The organism is Robertkochia solimangrovi (assembly GCF_007279655.1).
In the GTDB taxonomy this organism is placed as follows: Bacteria; Bacteroidota; Bacteroidia; order Flavobacteriales; family Flavobacteriaceae; genus Robertkochia; species Robertkochia solimangrovi.
In genome coordinates, this window is record NZ_QKWN01000014.1 from 55,694 (window position 1) to 75,342 (window position 19,649).

A 19,649-nucleotide genomic window follows, 5' to 3' on the forward strand; every position below is an offset into this window, starting at 1 on the left:
TTATATTTGTACCTTTCGAAAATTGCCACGGTTACTAACGCTTAACAGGTTGAAATTATGTTTTTATTTATAAGTGGACCGGAAGTTGTGTTTATTCTGTTTATCGTAATTATGGTATTCGGAGCAGATAAACTGCCCGAGATCGCCAGAGGGCTCGGTAAAGGAATGAGGCAACTGAAGGATGCGACGAACGAAGTTAAGAATGAAATTCAGCGTAGTGCAGAGAAACAGGGGATAGATACTACCTTTGCCAAGGATATTCAAAAGGAGATCGATCAGGTTAGGGATAACATCGACGACTTTACCGGCTCTGTTAAACGCAAACTTTGATGCTCGAGAAATTACTCGAATATGATAAGGAACTCCTTATTTTTCTGAACAATCTCGGTATCAATGATTATGACTATATGTGGGGTGCACTGACTCAGATAAAATTCTGGGTTCCGGTGTACCTTCTTTTTTTCTGGATGATCTGGAAAACCTATCGGGATAACCGCCTTTGGTTCAGTATGACCATGACATTAGGACTTGTTTCAGTGTCATTGTTGTTAACACAGCTGGTCAAGGTTTCTGTGGGCAGGATACGGCCGAGTAACGTGGAAGGCCTGTCTTCGATGTTGCGGGTACTTTTTGAAACGCAGTCATTCAGTTTCTTTTCAGGACACGCCGCCAACTCATTTACACTGACTACGTTTGTGTTTCTGATATGCCGGGGGAAATTTCCATGGGCCGCATTATTATTTATCTGGCCTTTGCTTTTCAGTTTTTCCCGAATCTATGTAGGGGTACATTATCCATCAGATATATTGATGGGCGTTTTAACAGGAGTGATGCTCGCATATTTCGGTTTCAGAATCCATAAGGGGTATTATAAAAGGAACGAACTACCTTACCCGGGTAACGGTTAGTCCGTCACGGATAGGCAATAAGACTGTTTCCACCCGTTCATCCTCTTTGATCATTCGGTTGTATTCCAGTAGCGCCAATGTTTGTTTGTCATTATCCTTCGGTCTCTCCAGTACTTTTCCACTCCAAAGTACATTATCAGAAAGTATGATCCCTCCCTTTTTCATCTTACCGATCAATATTTCAAAATATTTCGGGTAGTTGATCTTGTCGGCATCCAGAAATGCGAGGTCGATACCGTCTTTAAGCGTCGGGATAATTTCCGTAGCGTCACCACAATGTTGAATGATCTGCGATCCGTATTCGCTTTTATCAAAATATTTTCTTTGAAAATCATATAGTTCTTCATTCACATCGATCGTATGTAAGATTCCTTCCGGGGCTAAACCTTCTGCCAGACATAGTGCAGAATACCCTGTGTAGGTACCTACTTCAACAATATAGGATGGGTGAATGATCTTTGAAAGCATACTTAAGACTCTTCCCTGAAAGTGTCCGCTTAGCATTCTGGGCTGTATGACCTTCAGGTGTGTTTCCCTGCTTAACTCCTGTAATAGGGGTGGTTCAGACTGTGAATGTTCGCTTACATAAGCCTCCAGTTCCGGTGAAATAAAATGCATGATCAGATTTTTTTACAAATGTAATAATTGTTGGCATTGACAAGTGTCGGTATTAACATTTTGGGTTGGTGGTGATCGAAATCAAATCGTATTTTTACGGCAAACTAGACTTATGTTATTTGAGAATACATTAGCCTTTGCGCAAAAAATGGATAAGGAAGATGAACTCGCTGTTTACAGAAAAGCATTTCATTTTCCGGTGATAAATGGTGAAGAGGCACTTTATTTTACTGGAAATTCGCTGGGATTACAACCTAAAAGAACGCAGGAGTATGTGGATGAGATCATGAATGACTGGGCATCTCTGGCGGTTGAAGGGCATTTTAAAGCTGAAAAACCATGGTGGGATTATCATGAAAGGCTCGCAGCTCCCTTAAGTAAGATCGTGGGGGCAAAACCATCAGAAGTTACTGTGATGAATACACTTACGGTGAATCTCCATTTATTGATGGTGTCATTCTATCGCCCGTCCGAAAAGCGATTTAAGATCCTTTGTGAAGAAAAGGCATTTCCATCTGACCAGTATATGATCAGGAGTCAGGTGAGATTCCATGGGTATGATCCTGACGATGCGATCATAGAAGTAAAGAAAAGACCGGGAGAAAATTTTTGGAGAACAGAGGATATTATAAAGGAAATCGAAACTGCCGGTGATGAGCTCGCTTTGGTACTGATGGGAGGCGTAAATTATTATAATGGTCAGGTTCTTGAAATGGAAAATATAACAAGTGTAGCAAAGCGCTGCGGTGCGATCGTTGGATGGGACCTTGCGCATGCTGCCGGAAATGTTGAGTTGAACCTTCATGACTGGGATGTGGATTTCGCTGCATGGTGTAGCTATAAATATATGAATAGTGGCCCTGGAAATGTTTCGGGAATCTATGTGCATGAACGCTATCACAATCGAACCGATATTCCCCGGTTTGAAGGTTGGTGGGGTACGAGAAAGGACGTTCGATTCATGATGGAGCCGGAGTTTGAGCCCATGCCGAATGCTGAGGCATGGCAAATAAGCAATGCTCCGGTGATCTCTGTAGCTCCCTATCTTTCTTCATTGACCTTGTTCGAGGAAGTTGGAATGCAAAAGCTGATCCAAAAAAGTAAAGTGCTTACAGCGTATCTGGAATTTGTACTGCATGAGATTGATAAGCAGGTCGATAGTACTTTTGAGATCATTACGCCAGAAGCCAGAGGTTGTCAATTGTCGGTCTTCCTACATGGCGAAGGACGTTCTTTATTTGATTATCTTATGGAGCATGGTGTGATCACGGATTGGAGAGAACCCAATGTAATTCGTCTTGCGCCAGCACCATTTTATAATTCCTTTGAAGATATTTATTCTTTCGGGCAAATATTAAAGAAAGGAATTCTTAGTCATAAATAATGAAGTAACGAAAATGCCGGATCAATTAAAGAGCCGGCTTTTTCGTAAATAGCTATTTCCTGAAGGAATTTGCTTATTGAATACTCATTGGAACTTCCATCAACAATAATTGGGTGTCACTTTCTGCTTGAACTTCCAAAGTATCAGACTCGGAAATTCCCAGACCGTCTCTGCGCTCTAAGGCAGTTCCGTTTATGTTGACATCCCCTTCCAGAACAAAGGCATAGACTCCATTCTTTTCAGGATCATGTAATTTATAGGTCAATGACTTCCCTGCTTCCAGCGTGGTAATGTTGAACCAGGCATCCTGATTGATGGATACGCCGTCATCCTCTGGATTTGGTGAAACTATCTGTTGAAATTTATTGAGTCGGTCCTCCAGTTTCATCGTAATCTGGTCATAAGTAGGAGGTATGTTCCTCTTTTTTGGTAAGATCCAGATCTGAAGGAATTTCACTGCTTTGTCATTATTCTTGTTCTTTTCACTATGGAATATTCCCGTTCCGGCAGACATCGACTGCACGTCACCTTCTTTAATTACAGTCTTGTTTCCCATGCTGTCCTGGTGCTCGAGATCTCCGAATAAGGGGATGGAGATGATTTCCATATTATCATGAGGATGTCTTCCAAACCCCATACCTGCGGCAACGTGGTCATCATTCAGAACTCTTAATACGCCAAAGTTCATTCTGGCGGGATCATAATAATTGGCAAAACTAAAAGTATGGTAACTGTTTAACCATCCGTGATCTGCATGTCCGCGACTTTCTGATTTATACAATATTGTTTTCATGTTCTTCGATTTTTATATTATGATACAAATTTCGGGAAACAGAACAGGTGAGTCCATGCGAAAAAGGGGAAAACAGATGTGAAAATCAACTTTGATAGTGTTCCCTGAAGTCACTGAGGCTTATTCCGGTACATTTTTTAAAGGCATTGCTGAGATGCGACGGTTCCTTGTATCCCAGATCATATGCGATCTCTTTGGCGGTTTGTCCAGAATTAATCAGCGATCTTTTAACCTCAAGAATTATACGATCCTGGATATAATCCTTCGTTGAGGTACCTAAATAAGTCTTTACAAGTTTGTTGAGATAATTGACAGAGATATATAAAGCATCCGCATATTGTGAAGCACGGTGCCAATCCCGAAACTGTTTCTCAACCAATGCTCTGAAGTTTCTGATCGTTTCAACAGCATTATCGGCAAGATCTTCAGGTGGTAATTCTCGGATGTCACACGATGCATTACAACTGATCAATAAAAGCCTTAGGTATGCACCAAGTGCTTCATAACGGAAATCATCGCTGCGTTCAAAACATGATTCTATTTCCATACAGTATGCAAGTATCTTATCAAAGTTATCCGAACCCGGATGCAAGGGAGGTGATTCTCCAAAAGGTCTGAACAGATTGATATCGTGTATGAAATTCAGACTGATGTTTGACCTTGCTAAAAACTCATAATTAAAGGAAATAATAAAACCTTCGTTTGGGGAGGTTTCTGTAACCTGATGAGGTTGCCCGGGATTTAAAAAGAAAACCGAACCAGGATTCATGTCATACGATCTGAAATCGATAGTATGTGTCCCTGAACCTTTGGTAAGGATCTGAATTACGTAATAATCGTGGGAATGAAAATCAAATTTTCGTGGACTTTCATGTGCGGGGTTGTCTTGTATTCTTTCAATGTTAAAGAAAGGGTCCCTGTTGAAAGTCTCCGAAAATTCATATTGCTTCATCACCGAAAGTTAAAGTATTTAAAATTATACTTCTCGTATTTCTGCAGGAGATTTTTCTTGCTCAGGGTGTGTTCTCTACTACTTCAATATCGGTAAAGAAGAGTCTGAAATATCCGGTGTCATCCTGATGCATGGTTGCCAGATTAAGTCCGTGATAATTTTTATAATCTTCCCAGGTTGTCATCATACAAACTGCTGAAGTATTGTTTTCCCGATATACCCATTCTCTGATGATATAATTATCATCGTAATAAAAATCATAGCCATCTCCAGGGGTATATCCACCATCACCTACATACGTAATGGTCAGTCTGTTCAGTGAATCGTTGCTGATCGGGGCGGGTTCTCTGACTACCGGTTCGTAATCCATTCCCTCATCCCATACCAATTTATAAGGAGCCAGTAACCAATAACTGTCATTGATAAATCCCTGATCTGTCTGTACGAGTGTACTGTCTACCTCGTTTCTGTTATACGAGATCTTTTCATCACCCATCATCATAGTAACATCATCTGTAGTGGGATCCCAGATCCAGCTACGTTCAAAATGGGTGCTTCCCCTTTCTACATTAAAAGTGAAGTGCAGTTCTTTCACTTTACTCCAGTCGGTAATTCCATTTGCATTTGCGATCTTTTCAGGTACCGTCAGTTGTTTTTCCGGTTCTTTGCAATTCCATAGGAGCGAAAGGAATACGGATGCAGCAAGTAAATTAAATCGATTCATCTGTAGGGTAATTTGTATAAAAATAAATAATAATTATGAATTGAAGAGTAAAGCCACACTATTAAGAGTTTTCTATCACGGAGAATGTTGTGAATGGGTGTAATAATGAAGTGAGGAGACTATTCCGTTGATCATAAGTTCGATAAGATGTGTATGATCGAGATTTTGAATGCCATTTGAAGTCTTAATCGGGTAATTTATACCTTTTTATAAATTGATTCTGTATAAAACAGGCCTAAAATAAAAAGCCCTCTCATCTTATTGACAAGAGGGCTTTTTTCCCTAAACTAATACCTACTACTATGTAATGATTACTTTATATACGTTGGTATTCTGCTTTTGGATTTCGGAAAGTGAAATTTTTTTAAAAAAAATTATAATCGCTTCCCTGTGGCTAGTTTGTATAGGACCATTATCACTGCCAATACCAGTAAAATATGGATCAGACTACCCACTGCTTCGCCGAATCCAAAATATCCGACTAACCACCCGATAATCAGAATAACAATAATAAGCCAAACCAGATCTTTCATAAATTTAAGTTTTAGATTTTATCCTTTTAATGTAGGTTGATTTTATAGGTTTCAGTTTCATAATTTCTTTTATATGTATGAAAATCATATGGTTGCACATGCGTTTTCAATTGGGAGTGATTTTGAACGTCATTGTGTGACAAGGGTTGGTGCAAAGCCGTAAATGTGGATGACCAAAATATACAAGAAGAAAAAAAGAAACCCTCCGAAGGGAGGGTGGATATATATTGGCGCTTAAAGCGGAATTTTTGTACGTCTTTATTGTATATACGAGGAATAAAGGATCCCTGGTCCTTAACGACTTGTTAAAAGAATTTTAAAAAGTGTGAACATAAAAAAAGACCGTGCATACACGGCCTTTAAAGGTAGATCATTCTCGTAATTCGTTATTCCTGAGGAAGCATCTTGTTGATACGTTCTTCGTATGCATTCAAAGCCTCACGAACCATATCTACATTATCGGAAGCACGCTGATGTGCCTCTTCCATAACTTTTTCCAAATCTTTATCGGGATGCTGAAACAGATCGGTAATAACGTGATTTATTTTATCGATACTACTTTCCTGCGTATTCTTGATATCTTCCAGTTTGGAATAGATCTTTTGCATCCATGCTAATTTCTGTTCGTCCATAATATTATGATTTACAGTTCCTTTTAATTTACAAAATTTAAATCAATTCAGTGTCTGTAAGGGTTTCAGGAGGTTTCTCAAGAGTTGTGCATACGCGCAGTGAGTTTTCGAAGCGATTTTTATGCTGATAAATTTCCTTTGATTTTTGGGTTGTATTTTTCATGCTATACACTGGCTGCATTGGTATTCATTGAATTGATTAACTTTGTAGGTACCCCTGATATAAAGGGCTTCGAAATATTCTCCATGCAAACACCAAAAAAAATCGCCATAACCGGCAGCGGGCTCGTAGGTAGTTTATTAGCCATTTATTTGACGAAACGAGGACACGAGGTAACGGTTTATGACCGGAGACCGGATATTCGGAAAATGGATTTTTCCGGAAGATCCATAAATCTGGCTATGTCTGACCGGGGTTGGCGGGCTCTCGAAAAGGCCGGTATCCGGGATGAGATCATGAAACTTGCTATTCCTATGCATAAGCGGGCGATCCATAATGCCGACGGAAGTATGAGCTATCAACATTATGGGGAAGAAAATGAAGCGATTTATTCCATTTCAAGAGGAATACTCAATAAAAGAATGATCGACCTTGCTGAAGCGACGGGTGCAAGGTTCATATTTGAAGAAAAGGTTTGGGATGTTTCATTGCATGAGGCCAAATTATTTACAGGGGATTCTGAAAACGAAAAATGGACCGCCCATCAGTTCGATCATGTTTTTGGTGCCGATGGGGCTTTCTCCAGAATTCGACATAAAATGCAGCGTCGTAGTCTTTTTAACTATAGTCAGGAATTTCTGAGTACAGGTTACAAAGAGCTTACCATACCCGCAGGTCCGGGAGGTACGCATAAGATCGATAAGAATTCTTTGCACATTTGGCCAAGGGGTGAATTCATGTTGATCGCACTTCCGAATCTTAACGGAAGTTTTACCGGTACGCTGTTCATGCCTTTTGCAGGAGAAGAATCGTTTGAATCGTTGACCACAGAGGAGCAACTGGGAATATTCTTTGAAAAATATTTTAAAGATGTGGTGGAGGATATACCCGATCTCGTGAAGGAATTCTTTAAGAATCCAACGAGCAGTTTGGTGACCATCAAGTGTTTTCCATGGACTTACTGGGACAAAGTGGCTTTAATCGGTGATGCTGCCCATGCTATTGTGCCTTTTTATGGTCAGGGGATGAATGCGGGATTTGAAGATATTACCGTGCTTGATCAGTTTATGGATACATATGGTGATGATTGGGAGCAGATTTTTAAGAATTATGAACTTTCCCGGAAACCTAATACTGATGCGGTGGCAGAACTGAGCTACAGTAATTTTAAGGAAATGAGTGAGAAGACCGCTGATCCCAATTTTTTATTGAGGAAAAAAATTGAAAAATGGTTCGCCGGGAAATATCCGGATAAATGGGTACCCTTATATAGTAGAGTTACGTTTTCAGATAAGCCGTATTCCGAAGCTCTCAGAATCGGTCAACTCCAAAGAGCGATCATGGATAGTGTGATGAACGATCCGGCAATCGAAGAAAATTGGAACAGCGAAGCGACCGAACAAAAGATACTTCAACTTTTAAAGTCTCAGTAACAGGCAGAAAATCAGCAAGTTGTCATGGCTATTGAAAGAAAAAATTTGTACATTTAAAATCTTGTAAATCAGCAAGTTAATTTTTTTCTTTTTTTAATCCGTTTTTTATGAATTGGCTGAAAACTTTCCGTATTCCATTATTGGTGTTGATAATGGCTTTTACCTGTTCCAATACAGGTTCGATAACAGAATCTAACTTTTATGCGCCTCCATTATGGCATGATCTGGTAACACCTAATATGTATGCTTCTAAAAAATTCTATGGTGAAGTTTTTGGATGGACCTTTAAAGATGTGCCTGGAAAAGGGCTCGGATTAACTACCATCTATAACGGAGGAAAGGCGATAGGAGGGATGATAGAAATCCCGAAGGCCAATACTTCCGTATGGGTGAAGGCTGTACCTGTTACCGGTCTCTCTGCTAAGATCACAGCGATCGAGCAGGCCGGAGGAGGCTTGGCGCTACCACCGGTGATGCTAAAGGGGCGAGGTATGCAGGCTATTCTTCAGGGAGCACAGGGAGAAGAGTTTTCGTTGGTGGAAAATCCTGAGGCCATGCTTACTGCGGTTTCTTCTGGAGAGAACGGATGGCTTTGGTCTGAGCTTTGGGCTGAAAATACTGCCGATGCAGCTTCATTCTATAAAATGGCATTCGATGTCGTTGTTGAGGAACAGAATTATGATAATAAACCATATTGGGTGTTGGAAGCCAATGGCGAAAAGCTTGCGGGCATGATCATGAATCCGGTGGATAATCAGGGAACCCGATGGGTGCCCTATGTTCGTTGTTCTGATCCTTCTGCAATGGAATCAAAAGTAACAACTGCCGGTGGAGATGTGCTTTTGGGCACAGAATCCGGTGTTAGAGGGGGGGCTGTGGTTATTGTTCAGGATCCACAGGGAGCTGTTTTTTGTATCCAGAAACCAATAAACTAAAACTAATCTAATTCATCAAGTCATGATCCGTAAATTCATAAACCGATTTTTTGTATCTCTATTCATCGTTGCGTTATTAGGTTTGTTTTCTGCATGTGGAGGAAGTCCTCACTGGGGAACCAGTGCCGGGGTAGATCTAACCTGGGGACCCAATGGTCCTAAAGTACGTCCGAATGTTAGCGTAGGCGTATATAATGGAGGTCACTGGTAATTTTCTACTGATATCCGGAAGCCTGAAGCGTAAAAAGTTCCGAATATAGTTTGTCATTGTTCATGAGTTCTTCATGAGTTCCTAGTTCAAGCACGCGCCCGTTTTCCAGTACCAGGATTCTGTCAGCCATTCTAACCGTGCTGAATCGGTGAGAGATAATGATGCTGGTTTTCCCTTCGGTAAGTCCGATGAACCTTTCGAAAACTTCATATTCAGCCTTTGCATCCAGCGCAGAAGTGGGTTCGTCTAAAATTAGGATGTCTGCATCTTTCATATAGGCCCGGGCAAGTGCGATCTTCTGCCATTGACCACCCGATAATTCCTGTCCTTTTTTAAAGCGTTTGCCCAGTTGTTGTTCGTACCCTCGTTCCAGATCTTTAATGACTTCTTCCGCAAGGCTTAATCTGGCTGCTTCCTTGATCTTCTCCATATTGTCGAGCTCACTGATTTTACCTACTGCGATATTTTCTCTAACGGTAAATTCATATTTGAAAAAATCCTGGAAAATAACGCCGAACATTTGCTGATATTCCGCTCTCTTGTACTGTCTGATCTCGGTTCCGTCAAGAAAGATCTTGCCTCCGGTTGGTTCATAGAACCTCAGTAGCAATTTTATAAGCGTAGTCTTTCCTGCACCATTTTGACCAACAAATGCCATTTTTTCGCCTTTTTTTAAGTCAAAGCAAATGCCGTCCAGTACCATTTCGGTTGCGCCGGGATATTTAAAGCTTACATTTTCAAGAACAAATCCCTCTTTGATCTCTTTTGGTGGGGGCAATGTGCCGGAGTCTGTGATGCCCGGATCGAGGTCTATAAAATCGAAATAATCCTTGAGATAGAGTGCGCTTTCTGCAATACGTGTAAATCTTGAAAAGAATGCCTGTAGGTTATTTCGCAGCCGACTGAAACTTCCGCTTAAAAATGTAAGATCACCTAGTGTAATAACACCGGTAAGAACACGATAGATAATCAGCACATAGGCGGCATAATAGGAGAGTACCCCTAAAGCATTGAAAAGGCCTCCTAAAACGGAGCGACGAATCGCGAGATCCCTGTTAAGACGATAATACTGATCAGAAAGCTGACGGAATCTTTCCGCCACATAATCTGTTAACCCAAAAAGTTTGATTTCCTTGGCAGTTTTATCGTTTGCACCCACATACCTGAGGTAATCGAGTTCACGTCTTTCAGAGGTCCAGCTTCTTGCTAAAGAATAACTTCTGGAGCTGTACCGTATCTCATTGATGAAGGCCGGAATGATGCTCAATATAAGGATGATGATCAAAACAGGTTCGAAATAGATGAGTCCGGCAATGAGTGAGAACATGCTGATGAGGCTCTCGGCCTGACTGAGTATATTAGACATTAATCCAACCCGGTTTGTAGTCTGTATCCGGGCTCTTTCCAGCTTATCATAGAATTCTGGGTTTTCCAGTTGTTCAATGCCGATCTCATTGGTCTTTTGTATGATCTTAACAGAGGAATTGTTGGCATACAGGTCTCCCAGCAGGCCATCGGTTAACGTGATCAGGCGCCCCATGAGGTCAGCGAATAAAACGATACCGAATTCGATACCCACATATTGCCATAGTTGGGTGTAATCAGTTTCAGAAGTGTTTAACAGCCGTACTATTTCATCGATTATGAGTTTACCAATCCATAAGATGACTACCGGACTGAATGCATTGATCAGTCGGGCACATAGATTAAGGAGGTAGATCTGTTTATTGGTTTCCCATATTTCTCTTGAAAATCTTGGTATATACCGAAACGCTGCGAAGGAATCGCGGATCGAGGTACTTTGTTTCTTATTGTCCTTTATTGATTTCAAGCGCTTAGCCAAGATCTTTGAAGTGTCGTATCAGACTTCAAATTACGAAATTCGGCAGAGATTTCAATCGGAATTGATGGAAAGAAAAAAGCCCTTAGAAAAAAGGGCTTTTAAAGTATAATGATGATATTCGTTATTACAGCGTTGCGAAGAAATCTTCCATTCTGGATTTTTCTTCATCGGCTAAAGCAGGGTCAACAAGAATACGACCACTGTGTTCGTCAGTGATGATCTTTTTGCGGGCTGCGATCTCCATTTGTACCTGTGGTGGAATGGTAAAGAATGATCCTCCGGAAGCACCTCTTTCGATTGCTACTACCGCAAGGCCGTTCTTAACGCTTCCTCTGATACGCTTATAAGCGGTAAGCAAACGCTGATCGATCATTTCCTCATATTCAAGGCTTTTGTCCATCAGTGCTTTTTCCTCTTTTTCGGTTTCAGAAAGGATATCGTTTAATTCACCTTTTTTGTGTTTCAGGTGAGATTCACGTTCTCCAAGTTTTTCCTTGGTTTGAGCGATCACATCTTTCTTCTGCTCGATCTGAGCTTTGAATTCCTTGATGTGCTTCTCAGCTAATTGTATCTCGAGTTCCTGATATTCGATCTCTTTAGAAAGCGAGTTGAATTCTCGGTTGTTGCGAACGTTCTTTTGTTGTTCACTGTATTTTTTTATCAGTGATTTCGCTTCTTCTATTAAATTTTTCTTGTTTCCGATCTCTGTATTGATCTCATCAAGATTCCCGCTGAGCTTTTCTAATCGGGTCTTTAAACCTTCAACTTCATCTTCAAGATCTTCAACTTCCAGCGGAAGTTCACCACGTACATTTCGAATCTCATCGATCCTCGAATCTATAAGTTGCAGGTCATATAAGGTTCTTAATTTCTCCTCAACTGTAACTTCTGTTTTTTTTGCCATATTCTATTATAAATACTTGACGGGATTTGTATTGCAAACTGATAAAACGACTGCAAAATTAGTGAATTTTTTTGTAAGATACTCAACTAATAGATTTTTTGTGAACTGTTCGCTTTCAAAGTGTCCTATATCTGCAAGGACGATTTTATTTTCGGCCCTGTAAAAGTCGTGGTATTTAAGATCGGCTGTGAGGTAAATGTCTGCACCTGCGGATATTGCATTTTTGATTGCGAAGGCACCACTTCCTCCGAGGACAGCTACTTTCTTAACTTTTTTTCCGGTGAATTCACTATGTCTGATCACGCCGCAGTGCATGGTTGATTTAACTGTTTTCAGGAAGTCTTCCGCCGCTGTGGGCTCTGGTAATTCCCCGATCATCCCCATGCCGATATGCTGATGTTTATTTTCCAGGGTCGTGATCTCATACGCTACTTCTTCATAAGGATGGTTTTTAAAAAGAGCATGTAAGACCTTGCTTTCGCGGTGTTTTGGATAGGTGATTCCGATACGGGTTTCACTTTCATAATGGGTTATACCCTTTTCCCCTATGACCGGATTTGAATCTTCGTTTCCGCGGAAGCTTCCGGTTCCTTCTACATTAAAACTACAGTTGTCATAATTGCCTATGGATCCGGCGCCCGCAGCGAACAACGCTTCTCTAAGTGATTGAGCCGCCTCTTTAGGAACAAAGGTTACCAGTTTTTTAATCGCATTATCTTTTGGTATCAGGATACGGTGATGCTGAAGTCCCAGCGTTTCACAAATCCTTGCATTTACGCCTTGGAAATGATTATCGAGAGCAGTATGAATTGCATAGATGGCGATGTCATTTTTGATTGCCTTTAAGACGACACGTTCGACATAATTGTTTCCGGTGATCTTTTTGAGACCGCTGAAAATGATCGGGTGAAAGCTGACAATAAGATTACAATTCTTTTCAATGGCTTCCTCTATAACATTTTCAAGAGTGTCCAGTGTGACCAGAATTCCTTTAACTTCCTGATCCGGAGTTCCGACCAGGAGTCCGACATTGTCAAAATCTTCGGCGTAACTTAGCGGTGCAAATTCTTCGATTTGACGAATTACGTCTTGTATTATCATTGACCGTGTTTTTTTTCAAAGATAAATATTCTAATTTCGCCATTATGCGCATCTTGAGAAAATTACTCCTTCCTTTTTCCTGGCTATATGGAATCGTGGTCTTTATCCGTAATCTGATGTATGATTCCGGATGGCTGAAATCGATGTCCTATGACTTTCCGGTTATCTGTATCGGGAACCTGAGTGTAGGAGGAACGGGGAAGAGTCCGATGACCGAATATGTGATTCGGTTACTTTCGCCTAAATTCAAAATTGCAGTTCTCAGCAGAGGGTATAAACGCTTATCGGATGGATTTGTTATGGCTTCTGATGCGATTGGAGTGAAGGATCTCGGGGATGAACCTTATCAATATCACAGAAAATTCAAGGATATTGCCGTAGCTGTCGATGCCGATCGACAAAATGGAATCAATGAACTCAGGGAACGAACTTCGGCGGAGGTCATTATTCTTGATGATGCCTTTCAGCACAGAAAGGTGAAGGCCGGTCTGAACATATTACTTACCGTGTATGGTGATATCTATAAAGATGATCACTTATTGCCTGCCGGAAATCTGCGTGATAATAAATCCCAATCGAAGCGTGCCGATATTATTATCGTGACCAAATGCCCGATCGAACTTCCGATAGAGGCTCAGAAGGATGTCAGCAAAAGACTGGCTCTGGAGGAAGGGCAACGTCTTTATTTCAGTACGATCACTTATGAGGAACATATCTATGGCAGCAATAGTAAAATGTCATTAGAGGAACTTAAGAATGAGGAGGTTACCCTGGTGACCGGTATCGCCAACCCCGGACCGCTGTTGCATTTTCTGAAAAGCAGAGATATTTCCTTTGAACATCTGTCGTATCCCGATCACCATAATTTTTCTCCAATGGAGATCAAATTCTTGCAAAAGAAGCATTTCGTGCTTACTACCGAAAAGGATTTTGTAAGATTGGAGGATGAATTGGATAAAGCCTTTTACCTGCCTATTCGCACCGATTTTCTGGAAAATGGCGATGAATTTGATAGCAGGTTGCTGGAATTTGCCGGTAACGGACTTCTTGCTGATTAAGTGAGTGCTGTTTTACTTTTACTTACCGCCTTTGCAATTGCATTATAGAACGTGTCAGGTTTGAACGGTTTTGTGATCACATCTGTGCAACCTATCGCAAAGAAATCCTCGGTACTTTCATCAAGTGAGATCGCTGTAAGTGCGATTATCGGTACGGTTTTATTGAATTCACGGATCTGTTCCGTTGCTTTCAGCCCACTGATTCCAGGCATGTGTATATCCATCAAGATCAGGTCATATGCAGTAGCTTTAGCGCGGTCAATCGCTTCATAGCCATTGTTGGCGATGTCACAACTCATACCTTTTTTAGAGAGCATTTTCTGGGTGATCACCTGGTTGATCTTGTTGTCCTCCACTACAAGGATATGAAGTTCAGAGAAGAAATCGTCGCTGAGGTCTTCGGGAATAATATCTTTGACCTTTGTTTTTTCCTTGTATTCCACCAGTTTGAAATCGATATTGAAATAGAAGGAACTACCTTCACCAATATCACTTTTAACTTCGATCTTGCTATTGAACAGGCCGATGAGACTTTTTACAATGGTAAGGCCGAGACCGGTACCTCCATATTTGCGGTTGATCTGTACAGATCCCTGAGAGAAGCTTTCAAAGATATTCTCCTGCATTTCTTTAGAAATACCGATACCTTCGTCATTAACTTCAAAATGAATCGTGTATTGGTCTTTATCCATTTTAACGGGGTTGGCAACAATTGTAACTTTTCCGTTGTCAGTGAATTTAAGAGCATTACCAACCAGGTTGATAAAGATCTGTGATAGTTTTAACGGATCTCCGATAAGTTTATCCGGGATGCTGTCATGAACTTCGAGTACGATGGTATTATTATTTTCTTTGGCGGTTTGATGCAAGGATTTACAAACCTCACCCAGTACTTTTCGGAGATCGAACTCAACATTTTCGATGACCAGTTTATTCGCATCGATCTTATTGATCTGAAGGATATCGTTGATGAACTCCAGCAGGTATTCACCAGAGAATTTCAATGAATTAAGGTGTTCTTTCTGGCTTTCTTTTGGGTCTTCTTCTAACAGTAGATGCGTAAGACCTGTTACCGCATAAAGTGGTGTCCTCAATTCATGACTCACGGTAGAAAGGAATTGACTCTTCGCTTTCATAGCTTTTTCCGCCTCCTCTTTAGCGAGTTGAAGCTCATTGTTCTTTTTTAATAGCAGGTCGTTGGTTTTGAATTTGATCTGGTTATTTCGATACAGTGATATGGTCAGTAAGGAAATGATTATCAGTAAGGCTGAGCTAAGTACAGAAGTAAGCTTTGAGATCTTTTCTTCTTCTTCGTAATCCGCGACGTCTTTCTCTCTTTGTTGAAGTCGCTGTGTCAGCATATCGATCTGGTCCTCTGAAGCGGCATAGCGTTGATCGATCAGAGCCAGTGGATTGAAATAAGCTTCCTGAATACTGTCCGCTTTCTGGAAATGTACAAGCGCTTCCTCGAAATTCCCTTGACTTTTAAGAAGTTTAGCGGTCATCAGGTGTGTTTCTCTAAGGACTTTAAAATAACCGTAATTTTCGGCTACCTGCTCTGCATTTTGTAATTGATAACGCGCACTTTCCAGGTTGTCTTTTTCGAGGTAGATCCCTGCCATATTGAGGTAGGTACGTGCCCTTAGGAATTCCTTTTCAAATTCATGGCTGGATTGTGTGATTCGACTGAATTCCTTTAATGCAATATCAAGGTCATCCAGTTCCATATGGATCACGGCCTTGTAATATTCGATAACGTATATGATGTTCGTGTTCAGCAGCGACGGGTCCAGTGCGTTCACATGTCCTTCTGCCTCTGTGATCTTCTTTCTCGCCTCTGCCTTATTACCTTGTTTTGCATAGATAACGCCTTCGAGTATAGCGGATAATGCTTTGCCTTCCTTATAGTTACGGACCTCTGAAAAATCAACGTCGGTTAGTTTGATCCCACTCTCTGCATTCTTGAGGTAATTGAATTCAAGATTCAGTATGGTGTTGAGGTTATACAAGTCTATAATGATACGGTCTCTTTCCAGAAAGGTAGCGATATCCCAGGCTTTGTTGTAAGCCTCTTTCGCACCTTCGTAATCGCCCTGATTTTTCAGGTCGTAGAAGCGATGCTTGAACTTTTGAAGGCTGTCAAGATAGATAAGATCATCCTGTGCAGCCATGCTCAACGGCAACGCTAAGTATAAGATTATGAGGACAAGTAAGCGCATAAATGTCGGAATATGAATAGATAAAGATAATTAAATATCCCGAACATACTTAATTAAATCGACCAACCGACTACTATAACCGTATTCATTATCGTACCATCCGATGATCTTAACCATTTTACCGATAACTGAAGTCATCTGCGCATCAAAGGTGCAGGAAGCTGGAGAATCTATGATGTCGACAGACACTATTGGGTCTTCAGTATATTCCAGAATTCCCTTAAATTTTCCGGCCGCTGCATTTTGAAAGGCTTCATTTACCTGTTCGATGGTAACTTCTTTTTTAACATTGCAGGTGATATCAGTCAGGGATCCGTCAGGAACCGGAACACGGATTCCGCAGCCACCGATCACGGAGCTGAGTTCCGGGAATATGGTGGTTAGTGCTTTGGCAGCCCCGGTTGTGGTCGGTACAATCGATTGTCCGGCTGCACGCGCTCTGCGCAGATCTCTGTGTGGCTGATCATGAAGGCTCTGATCTGTTGTGTATGAATGCACGGTTGTGATGTAGGCTTGTTCGATTCCGCAAAGCTCGTCCAGTATGCTGATCATGGGTGCCGCATTGTTCGTCGTACAGGAAGCATTGGATATGATTAAGTCTGCTGCTGATAGGATGTCCTGATTTACACCCATTACAACCATTTTTATGTTGTCATCAGAAGGAGGTACGCTTAGGATTACTTTCTTCGCTCCCTGGTCGAGATGTCCCTGCAATTCTTTTTGGCTTTTAAATTTACCGGTAGATTCGATGACAAAATCAATGTCATGTGCCTGCCAGGGGATATCACCGGGAGCTTTTGCGTGGTACAGTGCAATTTTTTGATCACCCACGATAAGATGATCATCTGAATAACTGCATGGCCGATCTAGTCTGCCATGAATACTGTCGTATTTTAGAAGATGACTCAGTGTTTGCCCGTCGGCAAGATCATTGATCGCGACGATCTCAATATCGGTATGCGATTGTAAAATGCGAAATAACGTACGTCCTATTCTGCCAAATCCGTTGATGGCAACCCTTGTTCTTTTCAAGTGTTGTTTTTTATGGTGCTTAACGGGATTTCCCGGTTTATTTATTCAATATGCTTATGAGCCTTGTACGATGAGCGAACCAAAGCGCCACTTTCTACATGGCGGAAACCAAGGTCCTTCCCGATCGCTTCATATTTAGCAAACTGATCCGGTGTGATAAATTGTTTAACAGGCAAATGCTTTTTGGAAGGCTGCAGGTATTGTCCGATGGTAACCACATCAACATCGGCCGCACGAAGATCGTGTAATGTTTCGATAACTTCTTCTTCCTGCTCCCCGAGTCCGAGCATTATTCCTGATTTCGTTCTGTTGATTCCCTGATCTTTTAAATATTTAAGTACTCCGAGACTACGGTCGTATTTAGCCTGAATGCGCACTTCTCTGGTAAGTCGACGAACGGTTTCCATATTATGCGAGACCACCTCAGGAGAAACCGCTACAATTCGGTCGATATTTCTTTCCACTCCCTGGAAATCCGGTATAAGTGTTTCTAAAGTGGTGGTTGGATTCATTCTGCGAACAGCCTTAACGGTCTCTGCCCAGATGATAGACCCCATGTCTTTCAGGTCATCGCGGTCAACCGAAGTTAGAACCGCATGTTTGATCTTCATGAGTTTGATCGAGCGAGCCACTTTTTCGGGTTCCTCCCAATCGATCGTTTCAGGCCTCCCGGTCTTTACTCCGCAAAATCCGCATGATCTTGTACAAACATTCCCAAGGATCATAAAGGTTGCTGTACCTTCTCCCCAGCATTCTCCCATATTCGGGCAGCTTCCCGAAGTACATATGGTGTGCAGATTATATTTATCTACAAGCCCGCGGAGTTCCGTGTATTTCTTACCGGTCGGAAGTTTTACCCTTAGCCATTTAGGTTTTCCCTTGGTTGGTGCTGTTGTACTGTTTGCCAATTCTGTACTCATGATACTTATTTATGTGGCAAAGATACAAAGTATAATACGAATTTCGTTCATATTGTTGTGAGATACCAGATGCTGAATCCGGTAAGGGAAATAATGCTTATCCAGCTTAAAATATGCATGGGCCACCTCAGTTTCCAGGCTTCCGGCATGTATCGCGAACACATCAGGGCGTAGTTGATCACCGCATAGAAGGGTGCCGTTACAAAAGACAGGATGGTAGCGATATCGATAAGCAATTTCATTTCGGAAAGAAAGAACATCAGAATGATTCCGGTACCGGTGGCCAAAATAATTATCCAGAAAAGAAAATTAAAAGGGTTGCTGCCTTTCAGTAGAATTTCACTGGCTCTTTCCATTGATCTGGGAGAAGCGTCCAGCGTGGTTAGTGTGGTACTGAACATAGCGGTAAATCCGGCAAGGGCTATGATTAAAAAGGTGTTTTTACCAAGGGTAGCGGTGTAAAGTCCTATAAATTGTTCTGCGAATTGAGAAGCTCCGGGAGCAAAGGTTTTTCCACTGCCATACATCACGAACATGCCAAGGCATATGAACAATATACCCAATAGGATCGTACTGAGGTATCCGATATTAAAATCTGCTAGAACTTTCCTGTCTCGATAGTCTTCACTGATTTTTTTCTTTTCCAGTACCCATAACGAATGCCATACGGAAAGATCGAGGGGTGCGGGCATCCAACCCATGAAGGCTATTAAGAAAGCGATCGATGCTGTTTCCTTGGGTAATATCTGTGTCCAGCTTATCGTAGTATCAGAAACCCCTGCTGCCATAATCACTGCAACAATGGTGCATAGGGTTAATGTGAAAACGATGACTTTCATCAGTCGATCCAGGATTTTGTATTTTCCTATCAATAGAATGATAAGGCAGATGAGGGTGATGATCACGCTCCAGATGACCGGATTTGTTGTGATACCAAACAAACTTGAGGCGAGTCCGGCAGTTACAATGGTAACAGCGGTCTGAATGGTGAACATGGTAGCCAGTGTCAATAGGAAATATGCGATAAGGACACCTTTACCGAGTTTCCGATACCCGTCGAGAAGACTTTCTCCAGTGGCTAAAGCATATCTGGGGCCGAATTGAAAGAACGGGTACTTAAATAAATGTGCGAGTATGAGTGCCCAAAAAAGACCTAAGCCATATTCTGCACCAGCACGGGTGGACTGAACAAGGTGGGAAACTCCTATTGCGGCGCCGGCAAAAAGGAGTCCGGGACCTACACTTAACAATAATTTTCTCAAATCATCAAATTTGAGGTGAATTTATAG

At 41.5% G+C, this 19,649-nt stretch carries 20 protein-coding genes; 7 read left to right on the plus strand and 13 right to left on the minus strand.

What is annotated here, in order from left to right; all coding sequences use genetic code 11:
* The first annotated feature begins 57 nt into the window (after nt 1–57).
* Nucleotides 58–330 carry a Sec-independent protein translocase subunit TatA/TatB gene (locus DMZ48_RS17070; protein WP_199288016.1) on the plus strand — a complete coding sequence of 91 codons (273 nt, stop codon included), beginning with the start codon at nt 58–60 and terminating at the stop codon, nt 328–330.
* The gene (locus DMZ48_RS17075) at nt 330–908 is read left to right on the plus strand and encodes a phosphatase PAP2 family protein (RefSeq protein WP_143956389.1); all 579 of its coding nucleotides are present in this window, start codon (nt 330–332) and stop codon (nt 906–908) included. The genes DMZ48_RS17070 and DMZ48_RS17075 overlap by 1 nt, the downstream gene beginning before the upstream one ends.
* Here DMZ48_RS17075 and DMZ48_RS17080 read toward each other — a convergent pair.
* Nucleotides 885–1,526, minus strand: a complete 642-nt coding sequence (locus DMZ48_RS17080) for an O-methyltransferase (protein WP_143956390.1) — start codon at nt 1,524–1,526, stop codon at nt 885–887. The two genes, DMZ48_RS17075 and DMZ48_RS17080, sit on opposite strands and share 24 nt — an antisense overlap.
* A 112-nt stretch (nt 1,527–1,638) precedes the next feature.
* Here DMZ48_RS17080 and kynU point away from each other — a divergent pair, with 112 nt between their 5' ends.
* On the plus strand, nt 1,639–2,910 hold the full coding sequence (gene kynU / locus DMZ48_RS17085; protein ID WP_143956391.1) for a kynureninase: 1,272 nt from the start codon (nt 1,639–1,641) through the stop codon (nt 2,908–2,910).
* Between the two features lie 73 nt (nt 2,911–2,983).
* Here the strand turns inward: kynU and DMZ48_RS17090 are convergent, their stop codons facing one another.
* The 5 genes from DMZ48_RS17090 to DMZ48_RS17110 form a co-directional block, all read right to left on the minus strand.
* Complete coding sequence (locus DMZ48_RS17090; RefSeq protein WP_143956392.1) at nt 2,984–3,703, minus strand: pirin family protein; 720 nt, start codon at nt 3,701–3,703, stop codon at nt 2,984–2,986.
* A gap of 85 nt (nt 3,704–3,788) precedes the next feature.
* The gene (locus DMZ48_RS17095) at nt 3,789–4,655 is read right to left on the minus strand and encodes a helix-turn-helix domain-containing protein (RefSeq protein ID WP_143956393.1); all 867 of its coding nucleotides are present in this window, start codon (nt 4,653–4,655) and stop codon (nt 3,789–3,791) included.
* Between the two features lie 61 nt (nt 4,656–4,716).
* Nucleotides 4,717–5,379: a hypothetical protein gene (locus DMZ48_RS17100; RefSeq protein ID WP_143956394.1), complete on the minus strand. Its 663-nt coding sequence runs from the start codon at nt 5,377–5,379 to the stop codon at nt 4,717–4,719.
* Between the two features lie 374 nt (nt 5,380–5,753).
* The gene (locus DMZ48_RS17105) at nt 5,754–5,912 is read right to left on the minus strand and encodes a lmo0937 family membrane protein (RefSeq protein ID WP_143956395.1); all 159 of its coding nucleotides are present in this window, start codon (nt 5,910–5,912) and stop codon (nt 5,754–5,756) included.
* A 386-nt stretch (nt 5,913–6,298) separates the two neighbouring features.
* Complete coding sequence (locus tag DMZ48_RS17110; RefSeq protein WP_143956396.1) at nt 6,299–6,544, minus strand: hypothetical protein; 246 nt, start codon at nt 6,542–6,544, stop codon at nt 6,299–6,301.
* A 246-nt stretch (nt 6,545–6,790) separates the two neighbouring features.
* Between DMZ48_RS17110 and DMZ48_RS17115 the strand changes: the two genes are divergently transcribed.
* The 3 genes from DMZ48_RS17115 to DMZ48_RS17125 all read left to right on the plus strand — a co-directional run bounded on the left by DMZ48_RS17115 (nt 6,791) and on the right by DMZ48_RS17125 (nt 9,283).
* Complete coding sequence (locus tag DMZ48_RS17115) at nt 6,791–8,137, plus strand: FAD-dependent oxidoreductase (RefSeq protein WP_143956397.1); 1,347 nt, start codon at nt 6,791–6,793, stop codon at nt 8,135–8,137.
* A 107-nt stretch (nt 8,138–8,244) separates the two neighbouring features.
* Nucleotides 8,245–9,072 carry a VOC family protein gene (locus tag DMZ48_RS17120; protein ID WP_143956398.1) on the plus strand — a complete coding sequence of 276 codons (828 nt, stop codon included), beginning with the start codon at nt 8,245–8,247 and terminating at the stop codon, nt 9,070–9,072.
* A 22-nt stretch (nt 9,073–9,094) separates the two neighbouring features.
* A complete protein-coding gene (locus tag DMZ48_RS17125) occupies nt 9,095–9,283 on the plus strand; it encodes a hypothetical protein (protein WP_143956399.1) in 189 nt (62 codons plus the stop codon).
* A 4-nt stretch (nt 9,284–9,287) separates the two neighbouring features.
* Here the strand turns inward: DMZ48_RS17125 and DMZ48_RS17130 are convergent, their stop codons facing one another.
* From DMZ48_RS17130 to DMZ48_RS17140, 3 genes are all read right to left on the minus strand, one after another.
* Nucleotides 9,288–11,126: an ABC transporter ATP-binding protein gene (locus DMZ48_RS17130; protein ID WP_143956400.1), complete on the minus strand. Its 1,839-nt coding sequence runs from the start codon at nt 11,124–11,126 to the stop codon at nt 9,288–9,290.
* Between the two features lie 124 nt (nt 11,127–11,250).
* Complete coding sequence (locus tag DMZ48_RS17135; protein ID WP_143956401.1) at nt 11,251–12,030, minus strand: zinc ribbon domain-containing protein; 780 nt, start codon at nt 12,028–12,030, stop codon at nt 11,251–11,253.
* A gap of 6 nt (nt 12,031–12,036) precedes the next feature.
* Complete coding sequence (locus DMZ48_RS17140) at nt 12,037–13,131, minus strand: Nif3-like dinuclear metal center hexameric protein (RefSeq protein ID WP_143956402.1); 1,095 nt, start codon at nt 13,129–13,131, stop codon at nt 12,037–12,039.
* Between the two features lie 44 nt (nt 13,132–13,175).
* On the opposite strand from DMZ48_RS17140, the gene lpxK reads away from it, so the two are divergent.
* A complete protein-coding gene (gene lpxK, locus DMZ48_RS17145; protein ID WP_143956403.1) occupies nt 13,176–14,189 on the plus strand; it encodes a tetraacyldisaccharide 4'-kinase in 1,014 nt (337 codons plus the stop codon).
* Here lpxK and DMZ48_RS17150 read toward each other — a convergent pair.
* The 4 genes from DMZ48_RS17150 to DMZ48_RS17165 are packed head-to-tail and all read right to left on the minus strand — an operon-like array spanning nt 14,186 to nt 19,622.
* The gene (locus tag DMZ48_RS17150; RefSeq protein WP_143956404.1) at nt 14,186–16,408 is read right to left on the minus strand and encodes a tetratricopeptide repeat-containing hybrid sensor histidine kinase/response regulator; all 2,223 of its coding nucleotides are present in this window, start codon (nt 16,406–16,408) and stop codon (nt 14,186–14,188) included. The genes lpxK and DMZ48_RS17150 overlap by 4 nt on opposite strands.
* A 30-nt stretch (nt 16,409–16,438) precedes the next feature.
* Nucleotides 16,439–17,440 carry a type I glyceraldehyde-3-phosphate dehydrogenase gene (gene gap / locus DMZ48_RS17155; RefSeq protein WP_143956405.1) on the minus strand — a complete coding sequence of 334 codons (1,002 nt, stop codon included), beginning with the start codon at nt 17,438–17,440 and terminating at the stop codon, nt 16,439–16,441.
* Nucleotides 17,441–17,481: 41 nt separating this feature from the next.
* Complete coding sequence (gene lipA / locus DMZ48_RS17160; protein ID WP_143956406.1) at nt 17,482–18,360, minus strand: lipoyl synthase; 879 nt, start codon at nt 18,358–18,360, stop codon at nt 17,482–17,484.
* 47 nt (nt 18,361–18,407) lie between these two features.
* A complete protein-coding gene (locus DMZ48_RS17165; protein WP_143956407.1) occupies nt 18,408–19,622 on the minus strand; it encodes an Nramp family divalent metal transporter in 1,215 nt (404 codons plus the stop codon).
* Nucleotides 19,623–19,649 lie beyond the last annotated feature (27 nt).